We start from the raw sequence: 14,391 nt of genomic DNA on the forward strand, positions 1-14,391 counted from the left end.
TTCAAAACGTATTCTACATAGTATTAATGAAGATTTAAGGAAACTTACATTTTTTTAAATAGGTCTTACCACTACTGTAACATAAAAAGCAAGCTATCAGTAGAAATCTGTCCTACAAATAGCTTGCTTTTCTTATTTTTTAAGTAAGTTTTACTATCCAATGAATGGCATAAACATTGGGATGACAACTACTGTTACAACCCCAACTACCGTTACAGCAATACTTGCCATCGCTGCCTCTACCTCACCCATTTCAATTCCTACTGCAACTCCTAATGCATGGCCCGCTGTTCCAAGTGCTAAACCTTTTGCAATCGGATGCTTAACTCTAAATGTTTTTAAGAATAATGCCCCTAATGCGTATACGATAACTGCGTTGAAAATAACTGCAAACGATGTAATTGCTGGAATACCACCAATACTTTCTGAGATTGGTAACGCAATTGCTGTTGTTGCTGCTTGTGGTAGCATTGAATTCATTACTGCTGTATCTAAACCGATTGCTTTTGCAACAATGAACACGACAATTACTGAGCAAATAGATCCCACCACGATAGCCGATAAAATTTGCCACCAATATTTTTTCAACTTATCCACTTGCTTGTATAGTGGGATAGCGAATGCAATTGTTGCTGGTTCTAAGAAGAAACTAATCATTTTTCCGCCAGTATTATATTCTTCAAAAGTAAAGTTACCTACCTTTAGAAAGACAATCCCTAATACCATCGCTACAAATAATGGTGTAAATAAGAAGAATCCTTTTGAATGCTTGAATAATAACGTTCCGATCCCGTATGCGATTAATGAAACGACGATTCCGAAATATGGAGTCATTGTGCTTGCCATATTCATTACCTCCTAACAATATATAAATGCAATGGTTACGCAACCTTTCCGTGCTTGCGTCCTTTATTTACTACTTTCAATTCTTTTGTATCTTCTGTTTCTTTTTCATCTTTTCCTAAAATAAATTGTGCAAATAATCCTGTTACAGCTAGTAAAATAACTGTTGCTACAACAATTACAGTTAAAATTTGTACAAAATATTGTCCCATTACACCAAGAGAATTAATAACTGAAATACCTGATGGGACGAAAAGGAATCCGATAATACCTGTTAAAGCTGTTCCAAGTGATTCAACTTGCTCCAATTTAATAACTTTTAAACATAATAGACTAAATAAAATAACTAACCCGATTACCGATGAAGGCATCGGAATTGGTAAATGTGTTGCAATAATATTAGAAATTAACATAATAGCTGAGAATATGAATGCTTGTGATAAGAAACTGTATACTTTTTTCGTGCTCATTTTGGCCACCTCTTTCGATTTGGTACCTTTATTGTATAAGATGTAAGTAACGAGGTAAGCGTTTACATAACAGAACGTCAAATATACAGAATCAGTTACAAATATAAAAGGATGAAATACAAAAGCTGCTTCTTAAATACGAAGCAGCTTCTTGAGTTCTTTGGCATATGTACGGCTAACAGGTACTTTCGATCCTTCTTTCATGATTAAATTATAAGTAGAATTGAACCATGGCTGAATTTCAGTAATATGATTAATATTTGCAATAAAGCTACGATGGACGCGCATGAAGTTTGCTTGTGGTAACTTCTTCTCTAAAATTACAAGTGTATCATGTGTTACATATGTTTCCCTCATTGTTTTTACTGTTACTTTCCCATCTACAAGCCCTACATATATAATATCTTCAATATTCACAAGTACGATTGATTCTTCAATTGGTAATGCTAATTTATGCATCTCTGCTGTTACATCTGTCCCCTTTATTTCGTGCTTCGTTTCTATTTGCGCTTGTTTTTGTTTTTTATACTTCTTTAATGTTTGCACAATACGCTCTTCATCAAATGGTTTTAAAATGTAGTCTAACGCATCTACTTCAAATGCTTGCAACGCATATTGATCATAGGCAGTAGCAAATACAATTGCAGGTGGATTTTTCATCTTCTTTAATATATTCGCGATTTCAAATCCGTTATCATCAGATAATTGAATATCTAAAAATACAATATCTGGTCTACATTGCATTAGTTCTTCTAATGCGTCTTCCACACAATCAGCCTCACCAACTATCTCAACTTCTTTCGTTCTCTCTAATAAATACTTTAGTTCATCACGTGCTAACATTTCATCGTCAACTACTAATACTTTTAACACCTGGCTCTTCCTCCCCTACTTTTTTTGGAATAATAAAGGTAATCTCCGTCCCTTTATTTAATTCACTTTCGATATGAAGCATCGTTTCTTTCCCAAATAACCCAATAAGACGTTCATTAATATTATATAAAGCTGTTCCAGTCCCTTTCTTTGACGAAACTACCATCTTTCCTAATTGTTCTAAACGTTCTTCCTCAATTCCCTGTCCATTATCTTTTACTTCAAAGTGAACCATACCCTCTTTTTCAAAAACATGCACTTCCACTTCACACACTGGTTGCTTCTTCGGAAAAGCATGTCGCAATGCATTTTCAACCAATAGTTGAAGAACAAATGGTGGTACTAAAGTTGTCTTTAGCTCATCCTCAATATACATCTTTACCTCATACTTATTTGGGAACCTTGCTTGTTCTAGTGATAAGTATGCCTGTACATGGTTTAATTCTTGTTCCAGTGGAATCAATAACTGACGTGCTCCTTGCAAATTACAACGGAAATACACGCTAAGCTGTAATAATAACTTCCTTGCTTTTTCTACATCTGTTCGGCATAAAGCTGATACTGTATTAATCGCATTAAATAAAAAGTGCGGGTTAATTTGCGCTTGTAATGCTTTTATCTCCGCATCTTGAAGTAATTTACTTTGCAACTCAGCTTCTCCTAACTCTAACTGCGTGGAGAATATTTTTGCTAACCCTTCTGCTAATTCTTCTTCAACGCGACTTAACTGGTTAGAATTTTTGAAATACAGTTTTAATGTCCCTATCGTATTTCCATGTGAAGTTAGTGGAATAACAATAGCGGCTTGTAAGGGACAGCCTTCATGTTGGCAATTAATAACCTCACGTGATTTCGCCTTCATTATTTGCCCTGTATGTAAAACTTCTTTTGATAAACCAGTTATTAAACTATGTGAAGGAATATGGTGATCTGATGCTAATCCAACGTGCGCTAATATTTTCTCTGTATCTGTTAAAGATACCGCATCTGTTCCTGTAAAGCGGTGAATAATTTGTGCCACATGCTTACACGATTCTTCTGTTAAGCCTTGACGAAAATACGGTAACGTTTTATCAGCAATACGCAATACTTTATGAGTCTGAAGTGCTTTTGCATTCTCCTCCTGACGCAAAATAGCTTGTATCATAGAAAGTAAAATAAAACTTCCAAAACTATTTACAAGAATCATCGGTATCGCTATTGTTTTCACAACGCTAATTCCATCCTCTATAATTAATAAAATCATAAGCATTTCTAAAGATACGATAAAAACACTTAAAACTGCTGAAAACTTAGGAGTAATTGTACGATTATATTTTTTGAAAATATATCCGATATAACCAGTTATAATCCCCGCTAAAATAGAAGAGATTGCGCAGCTTAGCGCTGTCGTACCACCAAGCATATAACGATGAATACCAGCAATAAACCCTACTCCAACCCCTACGATAGGGCCACCAAGTAAGCCACTAATACCAACACCCATAATACGCGTATTCGCAATTGTACTTGACGAAGAAACACCTTGTAACCAATTTTCATTCATAATCGTATTTCCTGCTATTTCAATCCCAGTGTAATTGCTTACAATTGTAAATACCGAAAAAATACAAATAAGCTTAAGCTTATCTACATAGCCATCCTGTTTATGAAGGAGGCGCCTGAAAGTTTTGATATGAGAGAGTAAAAATCCTAAAATAACTATAAGTCCGACTCGTTCAATCATCATGAGTACTAAATTTAGCATCTTTGATTCATTCCTTTTTATTTAGTTAGTTTTATTATGGGAAAATAATGAAGCCGACGTCAAGAAGAACGAAATGTTTTTTGAAATATTTCACACATAATAACTTCCTCTTTATTTGACAATCCAATAGAAGAGTGCTAAAAATAAAGCAATATAATACAGTCCTTTAACCCAACCCTGTGAGGTTGAGAAGGAAGCCGGAATACAATATACGTATGTTCTTTTTTGGGGATACGTATGCTTTTTTGGCCTTCTCATCATATCAGGTGAGAAGGCCTTTTGTTATTCTTCCATAGCGACTGTAGAAAATAAGGAGGAGTAATAATGAACGTCACTACTGATGTACAACAAACAACAGAGGAGACGAAAGCGAAAAGGTATAAAACATTATTTGGTTCTGCGCTAGGATATGCAGCAGAAGGTTTAGATATGTTGCTATTATCTTTCGTACTTGTCTATATTTTAAAAGAGTTTCACTTAAGTCCTGTTGAAGGTGGAAACTTAACATTAGCTACCACAATAGGGATGTTAATTGGTTCTTATTTATTTGGATTTATTGCTGATTTATTTGGCCGTATTCGTACAATGGCCTTCACAATCTTACTGTTTTCACTAGCAACCGCACTCATTTATTTCGCAACAGACTACTGGCAATTATTAATTCTTCGCTTTTTAGTTGGAATGGGAGTTGGTGGTGAATTCGGAATCGGAATGGCCATTGTAACAGAAACATGGTCTAAAGAAATGCGCGCTAAAGCGACATCTGTTGTTGCACTTGGATGGCAATTTGGTGTACTGATTGCTTCACTCCTTCCAGCATTTATTGTCCCACACTTTGGATGGAGAGCCGTTTTCTTATTTGGATTAATTCCAGCTTTACTAGCTGTCTATGTCCGTAAAAGTTTAAGTGAACCGAAAATATGGGAGCAAAAACAACGCTACAAAAAGGAACTATTGCAAAAAGAAGCTACAGGTAAATTAACAACTACTGAAGCAGAACAACTAAAACATATAAAAAAATTCCCACTTCGAAAATTATTTGCCAATAAAAAAGTAACAATCACAACAATCGGTCTTATTATTATGTCGTTTATCCAGAACTTCGGATATTACGGCATCTTCACATGGATGCCAACTATTTTAGCAAATAAATATAACTATACATTAGCAAAAGCGAGTGGCTGGATGTTCATTTCTACCATCGGTATGCTAATTGGAATTGCAATCTTTGGTATTCTGGCTGATAAAATTGGTCGTCGTAAAACTTTTGCAATTTATTATATTGGTGGTACAGTATACTGTCTCATTTACTTCTTCTTATTCACAGATTCAACATTATTATTATGGGGAAGTGCATTGCTTGGATTCTTTGCAAATGGAATGATGGGAGGGTTTGGGGCAATTTTAGCTGAAAACTACCCTGCTGAAGCTCGCTCTACCGCAGAAAACTTTATTTTCGGTACAGGACGTGGGTTAGCTGGATTTGGGCCTGTTATTATCGGCTTACTCGCTACAGGCGGCAACCTGCTTGGAGCATTGTCCTTGATTTTTATCATCTACCCAATCGGGTTAATTACAATGCTAATATGTGTACCAGAAACAAAGGGAAAAGTATTAGATTAAACGTAAAAGAGGAAGCATCTTATTTAAGATGCTTCCTCTTTTACGTTTTTATTTATTTTGATTTACTAGCCTTCTGAAATAAGAATGCAGTTTTATCTTCTTCTTTTACAATACCTTGTTTTAATGCTAATTCTCCCGCAACTTTAGGCGCTAACCATAGCATTGGGAATAATAAAATTGATACCGGAACTGCCGTCACTACGATAAACGATTGTAGCGCATTAATACTTCCTTCACCCATATATAAAAGAATTGCTGCAACTGCTCCCATAATAAGCGACCAAAAAATTCGCAAACTAATTCTAGGATCTCCGTCTCCAGTCACTGCCATTGAAATGGAATACGCCATTGAATCTCCTGTTGTCACTACAAATAAAATTGTTAATAAAAGAAATGCTGGTCCAATAATATTAGAAAGTGGCAATTGCCCTGTAATTGCAATCATAGCTGCCGGCATACCAGATTCACTTAATGCGTCCGAGATAGAACCAGGATTCATTAACTCATAAAACACACCTGATCCACCTAATATAGTAAACCAAAACGTTGTAATAATAGGTGCGATAATTCCAATTGCAACGATGATTTCTCGAATCGTTCTCCCTCTTGAAATTCGACTCACTAAAATTGCCATCATTGGTCCGTATCCAATAAACCATCCCCAGAAAAAGATTGTCCAAGATCCTAACCAACTTGTATCACCACGGTATGTGCTCATCGGTATAAACTCACTTACATAAAATCCAAACGAAGAAACAAACGAATCAATAATAAATCCACCTGGCCCAAATAGTAATATGAATGCCATTAACAAAATTGCTAATCTAACATTTAAATTACTTATAATTTGAATCCCTTTATCAATACCTGTTACTGCCGATATGGTAGACACGGCCACTACACAAACAATAATTGCCAATTGAGTAGTAAACACATCAGAAATTCCAAATAATTCTTGTAACCCATAACTTGCTTGTAAACCTAAAAATCCAATGGGGCCAATTGTACCTGCAGCTACTGCAATAATTGCAGCTGCATCAATTATCGTTCCAAGCAGGCTCTTTCTTAATTTTTCCCCAAAAATAGGATATAAAAGCGTTCGAGGTTTTAGCGGCATACCTTTATGATAATGTCCATACATCATAACTACCGCACTAATTGTACCTAAAATCGTCCATGCTAAAAATCCCCAATGCATATAACTTTGTGCTAAAGCAGGCATGACTGCTTCTTTCGTTCCAGCAGATATACCATCATGTATTGGTGGCACCGTCATCAAATGGTACATTGGCTCTGCTGCTGCCCAAAAAACGCCACCTCCGGCAAGTAATGTAGACATAATAATAGCAAGCCATTTTGCCGTACTAATCTCAGGTTTTTCTAATCCCCCAAGTTTAACTCTCCCATATTTGGAGAACGCCATACACATCGCAACAATAAATGTACCTAATAATAAAACTTGCCAGAAGGCACCAAAATATTTAATTGAAAAAGCGAAACTGTTATTAATCGCACTCTCTACATAATCCTTGTTCAAAAAAACTGCAATTACAAATAATAAAAGTGAACCACCGCTAATAATAAATACAGGCCAATCAGTTTTTCGATTCTTCATCCTCATTTACAATTCCTCCTTCCTCAGCAATCTAAAAAAACAACTTTATTATGTTTTATTGTTTAAACCCAAAACACAATAATTATATATGCATAACATTTTATCGACTTCCCACATACTTATGTTGTCCCTAAAAATATGCCAAATCCCTTATTAAAAAGAAAAAATCTCTTTCTCTTACATAAAAAAGCAAAACAAAAGACCTTATATTTCTATAAGGTCTTCGAAACAGAAATTTGATTATAACATAAGGAACTCCTTGGTTCAAAAATCCTCTTCCAAAAATAACCGAGAGTAAAGGCTTCCATTTGCTACATAACAGTAATTAAAAAAATTATATTTTGCAGAAAAAACTGCACTAAATATTATTTATGAAAGAAATTTGGCTTCAAAATTTCATTCGGATACGGTTTGTGATAAATATGAGTGGTAGCTGGAGATAATGGTGGAATAAGCCACACCCAATTACCTGTTACAACACGACCACAAGCAGCTTCTTGCTTCTCAAATTGCTGAAATTGTTGTGCAGCAGTATGATGATCAACAATACTAACTCCTTGTTTTTTAAAAGAGTGTAGTACGGCAATATTCAACTCAATTAGCGCCTTATCCTTCCATAACGTACCGTTTCTCGATGTATCTAAATCCATCATCTCCGCAACAGCCGGAAGTAAATTATAACGATCATGATCCGCTAAGTTGCGCGCCCCAATTTCTGTTCCCATATACCATCCATTGAACGGAGCAGCTGTATAAGAAATACCGCCAATTTCTAAGCACATATCCGAGATCATTGGAACCCCATACCATTTTGCTCCAAGTGATGAAATAGGGTATTCTGGGTGTTCAATTGGCACTTCTTTTACTTCTTTCCTCGGAATTTCTTTATATGTAGGCGCCTTCCCGTTTATAGAAAACACAAGTGGCAATACATCGAAATTCGTACCTTCTCCTTGCCAGCCAAGCTCCTGACAAAAGTCCGTAAATGTAGCGGAATGAGAGTCACCGATCACTCCCATTTCTGTTTTATATCCTGCATATCGAATCAATTGGTGATTATAAATTCGTATATTATTTTCCTCACCTTGATATTGCTTAAAAATCGTAATGGTTGGTTTAACTTTCCCGTCGTTCGTTGCATATTTAATATGATGAATTAATGCATTATATACACCCTCTTCATCATTTACTTCGCGCGCATCTAATATGTGCATCTTACTCCAAAATAGTCTTCCAATACATCTATTACTGTTACGCCATGCCATTCGTGAACCATGAACAAGTTCTTCAAATGTATGCTCATATGTCCCTGTCTTCTCTACCTCAATTTGAATTTCTTTTATACGTTCTTCTATCAATTGTTCTTTATGAAGCTCTTTATAACAAATCGTAATAAAATTACTTGCTTCCTCTATTAATTGTTTCGTTTCACTCATAAACAATCTCCTTCTATTTCAACAAAACCCTGATACTTTACAGTATAAGCAAAAAGGATAGGAGTCACAAATGAAAGCGAGAGTGTTACTTTTATTGTAATATTTTTCAGAAAATTAACGAACTTACTATTGACTTCCATAGAAAATGAGTGTATTTTTGACTCGGGTAAAGTATTTTTACCTAGACCAACTTTTGAATAGAAAGGAGGGAATGTTATGTCTTCATTTCAATTGCCAAAGCTTTCATATGACTATGATGAACTAGAGCCACATATCGATAGCAATACACTTTCCATTCATCATGGAAAGCACCATGCGACATACGTAAACAATTTAAATGCTACTTTAGAAAATTATACTGAATTACATAATAAATCTTTAGAAGAATTGCTATGTAATTTAGATGCTTTACCGAAGGAAATTGTTACAGCTGTACGAAATAACGGTGGTGGTCACTATTGTCATAGTCTTTTTTGGGAAGTGATGAGCCCACGAGGTGGCGGTGAGCCTAATGGAGACGTTGCAAAAGTAATTGATTATTATTTCAATACCTTTGACAACTTAAAAGATCAACTTTCCAAAGCAGCTATTAGTCGTTTTGGAAGTGGCTATGGATGGCTTGTTCTTGACGGTGAGGAACTCTCTGTTATGAGTACACCAAATCAAGATACGCCTTTGCAAGAAGGAAAAATCCCCTTACTCGTAATTGATGTATGGGAACATGCTTATTATTTAAAGTATCAAAATCGGCGCCCCGAGTTTGTTACCAACTGGTGGCATACAGTAAACTGGGACCAAGTAAACGAGAAGTATTTACAAGCAATTCAATCGCAAAAACATTAGTCGTACGTATAAGGTAAATTTGGTAATGTAAAATCAGTATTGTCGAAATCCTCCAGAATCCCCCGGATTGCCACCGGGGGATTTATGATTACTTCATTGTATTTATATAATGTTTTAAAACATTTTTTATTTCTATTTTCAGCTCTCGGAACAAAAATCCAAATTCACGAGCCTTTCCATTATGTAACGTACAGTTAGTTACCTCATTATAAGGAGCTATATTTTCCCCAGCTTCCTGGATAAGTGCTTTTATTCCCGTCTTCTCTTCTATGAAATGAATAATTTCTTCCGTAGAAACTACCCCGTTACTACAGGCGTTAATTGGTCCTTTCACATTTTCCATTCCGCACCAAGCTAGAAACTCTCCTGCCTCTTTTTCATGTATAAATGACAAATTTCCATCTACATGATCCACAACGATAGGGTTTTGGTTCACAACACATTCAACGTAAAATTGTAACCTTTTCGTATAATCATTTTCTCCAATAACAACTGGAAAACGCACTGCAACGACTGGGAATGTTGCATATTGAAATAAAACCGCTTCGGCTAATCGCTTTCCTTCACTATAATTAAAATCATTCCTATCTCCATATGTAATTGCATATTCGTATGGATTAAAGTCCTCTTCTAACAAGCTTAATGCAGGTTCATAGACAGCCATTGAAGATGTCATAATATACTTCTTCGTTTTTCCTTTCAAAACTTCAAATACCATTTTCGCTGCATTTGAACTATAGCATAAATTATCGTATACAATATCATAACTTTTTCCTTCTAGACGCTCTTCTAGTAGTTTTCCATCTTCTCTATCGACAATTATTCTTTTTACTGCGTTACCAAAAGAATCTTCAGTAACTCCCCTCGTGGCAATTGTTACATCGTGTCCAGCTTGCAAAAGGTACTCTACTAAATGTTTACCAAAAAATCTTGTTCCTCCTAGCACCAACACTTTCTTCAATTTCATCATCCCCATTTTTGCAATTTATAAAATACTACTTCTTTTATTATAAAAGGCTATTATAAAAAAAAGCATGAAATCAGTTTAACGATTCCATGCTTTTATGCAGATAATATATTAACGGACTCTATATTTAAAAATACAATAACAAAAGTACAAAATAGAAATTACTGATACATAAACCCATAGTTCATATACAAATCCCTCTCCCCACACTCCCATAAAATAAAATAGTGAAGGTAAAGTCAATGTTACCCATGATTGTACGAAGGCGATTCGTCCGAGATATTGATTAATATTCTTTTTTTGTGTATTTAGCACAAAGAATAAGTACCAAAGTAATGCCCACATAAACCATGTTAACGCATTAACAACATCATGAAATTGAACAAATGAAACAACCATATAGAATAAGGCTATAATTGCTACCCAAATACAAAACCATCCTAGACCACTACTATCCATTCCCTTTATAAAAGTAACACCTACATATAAATAGGTTAATCCAAATAAGAAAGTAGCCGCATATGAATACACTGTCCAATTGCTTTGGTCAGAAATCATGATCAAATAAAACGGAATAATAATTTGTAGTGCACCCACAAATAAATTAAAAACACCCGCACTTTTCATCTCTGCTTTCCCTAATATAACAAGACTATTTAAAAATAAAGCTGCCCCTGAAAGTAATAATCCTACATAACCCATATATACTCGTGTGAAAATCTTTACCTTTCACACTTTTAACCTCCCCACACTATAAAGTGATACTTATATTATTTTTCTTCCCATTTAAAACTACATACATAATTTTTCATCTGTATAAGTCAGACCTCCTACCTTAAAAAGGAGCGAACTTAAAACGCTTTCAATAATAAATAATCCTATCAAAACATGAACTAGGATTCCTTGATTATAAACGGACTCTAGCGATGATACAAGTGTTGGAATACATTTCAATAATACGCTTTCAATTTCCATAAAAAATGAATAAAATAATACATTCCTCTATCTCATTCTACTACCTTCTAGCATAAGATATTGTAAAATCCTATCATTTTAAGAAAGGTTTGATATTTATGCCTCTTCATTATCCAAATCATTCTGTTTTTCACTCTACAGGTGTATTAACAAGAGAACCTGCAACTATTTCAGCGGTCATAAACATTGTAAATTTAGATGCATATTACGCTCACTATGTAAATATAGAAGTGTGGGATTGGTCTAATTATTCTAATCCTGTAAAGTTACCTGTATTAATTGGTGAAAATGCAGAAGTAGAATTCCCATATGTTTTACAAGGCAATCATCTCGCAGTCTTTTATGCTAATTTAGATGAAACTATTGATTTGTATGAAATACGTATTTCTTATCCCGCTCACTCCAATATTATTGCAAATTGTTTCGGACGAAGTCTCCCACCATATACAAGTCAAGAGGGAAACACAGTATATCACAAACAACTTGTTCGAATTCATTAATTCCTCCTATTATGTAATAGGTGGTGGTCCGTAATACATTCTTTCTTATGAGAAAATTGTATTACGGACCTAAAACGCGATAGTAACCCTTAACAGTTTTTGATTGTTTCAAATCCTCAATTTTGTATAAGGAATAGGCTTGAATCAAAACCTTTAATTTCTTTTAATAAATTTACATATGCTCGCTGAAATTGCTCTTGTGTTGCTGGCTGATCATAAAATAAAACTTTAATCAGTTGGGGTTTTACAGGCAGTTGATCCCTCATCTATATCCTTTCCGATAATTTTCCTTATTTATAACAATACCTTTGTAGCACTTTTCAATCTTTATTCACTTACTACTAGGCTATATTAAATACACTTTCGTTCTAAGACGAGAAATAGAGCGCATACTTAATAATCAATACCTTTACTAATATTGAAAGTATCGATTCCTACACGTGTTGCCAGTCAAATATTCCTATAAAACAGGGAACGTTCTTTTCTAGGTTAGGTAATAAACTTAATAAAAAATGAATATAAAAAATGACCTCTTGCTTTTAAGCAAAGGTCATTTTTTTATTCATCATTAAACTTCTAAATAGCCATTTTTATTATTTGATTGCCATTTCCAAGAATCTGCACACATCTCTTCTAATCCGCGTGTTGCCTCCCAGCCTAATTCACGCTTTGCTTTCGATGCATCAGCAAAACATACTGCCACATCACCTGGGCGACGCTCTGTGATTTTATAAGGAACTTTCTTGCCCGAAACTTTTTCAAATGCTTCAACCATCTCTAGTACACTATAGCCCATGCCTGTGCCCAGGTTATAAGCATCTACTCCTGTTGTACTCATTACTTTCTCAAGCGCCTTTACGTGACCATTTGCTAAGTCCACAACATGGATGTAATCACGGACTCCTGTTCCATCTTTCGTTGGATAGTCATTTCCGAATACACTTAATTCTTTTAACTTACCTACTGCTACTTGCGTTACATATGGCATTAAGTTATTTGGGATTCCATTTGGATCTTCTCCGATACGCCCACTTTCGTGTGCACCAAATGGATTGAAATAGCGAAGTAATGCGATACCCCATTCTGCATCTGCAAATGCTACATCACGCATAATTTGCTCAATCATTAATTTCGTTTGACCATATGGATTTGTTGCACTTAATGGAAACTCCTCCGTAATCGGTGACGTTTCCGGGATACCATATACAGTTGCAGATGAACTAAAGATCATCTTCTTTACATTATGTTTCTGCATTACTTCACATAGCACTAACGTGCTTGTAATGTTGTTATGATAATATGTTAATGGAATCGCTACTGACTCCCCTACAGCTTTAAATCCTGCAAAGTGAATAACTGCTTCAATTACATTTTCTTCAAAAATTGCGTCAAGCGCTTCGCGATTTAAAACATCTTCTTTATAAAACTTAAATTGTTTTCCTGTTATTTCTTTCACTCGATTTATGGATTCTACCGAGCTATTCGAAAGATTATCCACTACTATAACTTCGTAACCGCTATTTAGTAATTCTACACATGTATGACTACCAATATATCCTGCTCCACCTGTTACAAGTATTGCCATAATTATAGTCCTCCATATTTCATTCATTATAAACTTCTCAAAGTATATCACATATTTCTTATCCTATGTTTAACATGCGAACACAGAAACTTACATTTTATCCCATAATAATTTTATAACATATACGATTCTAATCAGGTAATAAAAAAAACGCCACATAATAAAAATTATGTGGCGTTTTTTTTATTAAATTACGTAACAATATACACTTAGAAAATGCGCAAGACTACCTAATAATACAAAAACATGAAAAATTTCATGATGTCCCATATATTTAAACTCTAGCCATTTTGGCTTTGTGCCATAAATAAATCCACCAATTGTATAAAAAATGCCCCCAAGTACTAAGAAAACAATACCTCCTGTACTTAAATTCTCAGCTAACGGTGCAAAGAACAAAACAATTAACCAACCCATTGTAATATAAATTGCTGTCGATAACCATCTTGGACAATTAAACCAAAACATTTTAAACATAATACCACAAATCGCAGTTGCATAGACTAAACAAAATAATAGCAAACCACTTGCTGAATTTAATGTAATTAAGCAAAAGGGTGCATATGTACCTGCAATTAATATAAAAATCATAGAATGATCTAGCTTCCTAAAGAAGTAAATAACACGTTCATTGGCCACAACACTATGATACACAGCTGACGCCGCATAAAGGACCATCATTCCAATACCAAACAAAATAACAGCTGTAATTGCAGCAAATGATGGCATCTTAATAGAAACTTTCACAAGCATAGCTAATAAGGCAATAAATGATAAGATCGCTCCACCTAAGTGAGTAAATGCGTTAACTGGTTCCCTTACATAAGTATTCATAATAACACCCCTCATATAATTACATGTAGTTTTTATAACTACATGTAATTATATACACATTTCTTTTTAAGGTCAACATT

General features: G+C 34.7%; 13 protein-coding genes. 3 read left to right on the top strand and 10 right to left on the bottom strand.

Going from position 1 to position 14,391, the window contains the following annotated elements:
* Positions 1-153: 153 nt before the first annotated feature.
* From lrgB to lytS, 4 genes are all read right to left on the bottom strand, one after another.
* A complete protein-coding gene (gene lrgB / locus NZ044_RS26790) occupies positions 154-846 on the bottom strand; it encodes an antiholin-like protein LrgB (RefSeq protein WP_000168869.1) in 693 nt (230 codons plus the stop codon).
* A 35-nt stretch (positions 847-881) separates the two neighbouring features.
* The gene (gene lrgA / locus NZ044_RS26795) at positions 882-1,313 is read right to left on the bottom strand and encodes an antiholin-like murein hydrolase modulator LrgA (RefSeq protein WP_000104901.1); all 432 of its coding nucleotides are present in this window, start codon (positions 1,311-1,313) and stop codon (positions 882-884) included.
* Between the two features lie 132 nt (positions 1,314-1,445).
* Positions 1,446-2,186: a LytR/AlgR family response regulator transcription factor gene (locus NZ044_RS26800; protein WP_000921846.1), complete on the bottom strand. Its 741-nt coding sequence runs from the start codon at positions 2,184-2,186 to the stop codon at positions 1,446-1,448.
* Entirely contained in the window at positions 2,164-3,933 is a 1,770-nt protein-coding gene (gene lytS / locus NZ044_RS26805; RefSeq protein WP_000933588.1) for a two-component system sensor histidine kinase LytS, read from the bottom strand. The genes NZ044_RS26800 and lytS overlap by 23 nt, the downstream gene beginning before the upstream one ends.
* A 324-nt stretch (positions 3,934-4,257) precedes the next feature.
* Here lytS and NZ044_RS26810 point away from each other — a divergent pair, with 324 nt between their 5' ends.
* Positions 4,258-5,556, top strand: a complete 1,299-nt coding sequence (locus NZ044_RS26810) for an MFS transporter (protein WP_001103414.1) — start codon at positions 4,258-4,260, stop codon at positions 5,554-5,556.
* A 52-nt stretch (positions 5,557-5,608) separates the two neighbouring features.
* Here the strand turns inward: NZ044_RS26810 and NZ044_RS26815 are convergent, their stop codons facing one another.
* Positions 5,609-7,177 (bottom strand): BCCT family transporter, encoded by a 1,569-nt coding sequence (locus NZ044_RS26815; RefSeq protein ID WP_098506354.1) that lies wholly within the window; start codon positions 7,175-7,177, stop codon positions 5,609-5,611.
* A 359-nt stretch (positions 7,178-7,536) separates the two neighbouring features.
* Positions 7,537-8,607, bottom strand: a complete 1,071-nt coding sequence (locus NZ044_RS26820; protein ID WP_000005086.1) for a nitric oxide synthase oxygenase — start codon at positions 8,605-8,607, stop codon at positions 7,537-7,539.
* A gap of 216 nt (positions 8,608-8,823) precedes the next feature.
* Between NZ044_RS26820 and sodA the strand changes: the two genes are divergently transcribed.
* Positions 8,824-9,450, top strand: a complete 627-nt coding sequence (gene sodA, locus NZ044_RS26825; RefSeq protein WP_000094037.1) for a superoxide dismutase [Mn] — start codon at positions 8,824-8,826, stop codon at positions 9,448-9,450.
* 88 nt (positions 9,451-9,538) lie between these two features.
* Here the strand turns inward: sodA and NZ044_RS26830 are convergent, their stop codons facing one another.
* Both NZ044_RS26830 and NZ044_RS26835 read right to left on the bottom strand, forming a co-directional pair.
* Complete coding sequence (locus NZ044_RS26830) at positions 9,539-10,426, bottom strand: NAD-dependent epimerase/dehydratase family protein (RefSeq protein WP_118961602.1); 888 nt, start codon at positions 10,424-10,426, stop codon at positions 9,539-9,541.
* A gap of 102 nt (positions 10,427-10,528) precedes the next feature.
* Positions 10,529-11,119 carry an AmiS/UreI family transporter gene (locus NZ044_RS26835; RefSeq protein WP_000542567.1) on the bottom strand — a complete coding sequence of 197 codons (591 nt, stop codon included), beginning with the start codon at positions 11,117-11,119 and terminating at the stop codon, positions 10,529-10,531.
* 371 nt (positions 11,120-11,490) lie between these two features.
* Between NZ044_RS26835 and NZ044_RS26840 the strand changes: the two genes are divergently transcribed.
* On the top strand, positions 11,491-11,892 hold the full coding sequence (locus NZ044_RS26840; protein ID WP_001128270.1) for a hypothetical protein: 402 nt from the start codon (positions 11,491-11,493) through the stop codon (positions 11,890-11,892).
* Positions 11,893-12,460: 568 nt separating this feature from the next.
* Here the strand turns inward: NZ044_RS26840 and galE are convergent.
* Positions 12,461-13,477, bottom strand: coding sequence for a UDP-glucose 4-epimerase GalE (gene galE / locus NZ044_RS26850; protein ID WP_000996551.1), 1,017 nt, complete (start codon positions 13,475-13,477; stop codon positions 12,461-12,463).
* A 186-nt stretch (positions 13,478-13,663) separates the two neighbouring features.
* Positions 13,664-14,311: a PAQR family membrane homeostasis protein TrhA gene (trhA, locus tag NZ044_RS26855; RefSeq protein ID WP_098506537.1), complete on the bottom strand. Its 648-nt coding sequence runs from the start codon at positions 14,309-14,311 to the stop codon at positions 13,664-13,666.
* Between the last annotated feature and the right edge of the window lie 80 nt (positions 14,312-14,391).

This window comes from Bacillus sp. FSL K6-1338 (assembly GCF_038006965.1).
In the GTDB taxonomy this organism is placed as follows: Bacteria; Bacillota; Bacilli; order Bacillales; family Bacillaceae_G; genus Bacillus_A; species Bacillus_A thuringiensis_S.

What these genes read in the sequence shown, in the direction of transcription:
- NZ044_RS26835 (WP_000542567.1), bottom strand. Translation starts at nt 11,119, where the DNA reads ATGGGTTATGTAGGATTATTACTTTCAGGGGCAGCTTTATTTTTAAAT.
- lytS (WP_000933588.1), bottom strand. Translation starts at nt 3,933, where the DNA reads ATGCTAAATTTAGTACTCATGATGATTGAACGAGTCGGACTTATAGTT.
- lrgB (WP_000168869.1), bottom strand. Translation starts at nt 846, where the DNA reads ATGGCAAGCACAATGACTCCATATTTCGGAATCGTCGTTTCATTAATC.
- trhA (WP_098506537.1), bottom strand. Translation starts at nt 14,311, where the DNA reads ATGAATACTTATGTAAGGGAACCAGTTAACGCATTTACTCACTTAGGT.
- galE (WP_000996551.1), bottom strand. Translation starts at nt 13,477, where the DNA reads ATGGCAATACTTGTAACAGGTGGAGCAGGATATATTGGTAGTCATACA.
- NZ044_RS26815 (WP_098506354.1), bottom strand. Translation starts at nt 7,177, where the DNA reads ATGAGGATGAAGAATCGAAAAACTGATTGGCCTGTATTTATTATTAGC.
- NZ044_RS26840 (WP_001128270.1), top strand. Translation starts at nt 11,491, where the DNA reads ATGCCTCTTCATTATCCAAATCATTCTGTTTTTCACTCTACAGGTGTA.
- NZ044_RS26820 (WP_000005086.1), bottom strand. Translation starts at nt 8,607, where the DNA reads ATGAGTGAAACGAAACAATTAATAGAGGAAGCAAGTAATTTTATTACG.
- NZ044_RS26830 (WP_118961602.1), bottom strand. Translation starts at nt 10,426, where the DNA reads ATGGGGATGATGAAATTGAAGAAAGTGTTGGTGCTAGGAGGAACAAGA.
- lrgA (WP_000104901.1), bottom strand. Translation starts at nt 1,313, where the DNA reads ATGAGCACGAAAAAAGTATACAGTTTCTTATCACAAGCATTCATATTC.
- sodA (WP_000094037.1), top strand. Translation starts at nt 8,824, where the DNA reads ATGTCTTCATTTCAATTGCCAAAGCTTTCATATGACTATGATGAACTA.
- NZ044_RS26810 (WP_001103414.1), top strand. Translation starts at nt 4,258, where the DNA reads ATGAACGTCACTACTGATGTACAACAAACAACAGAGGAGACGAAAGCG.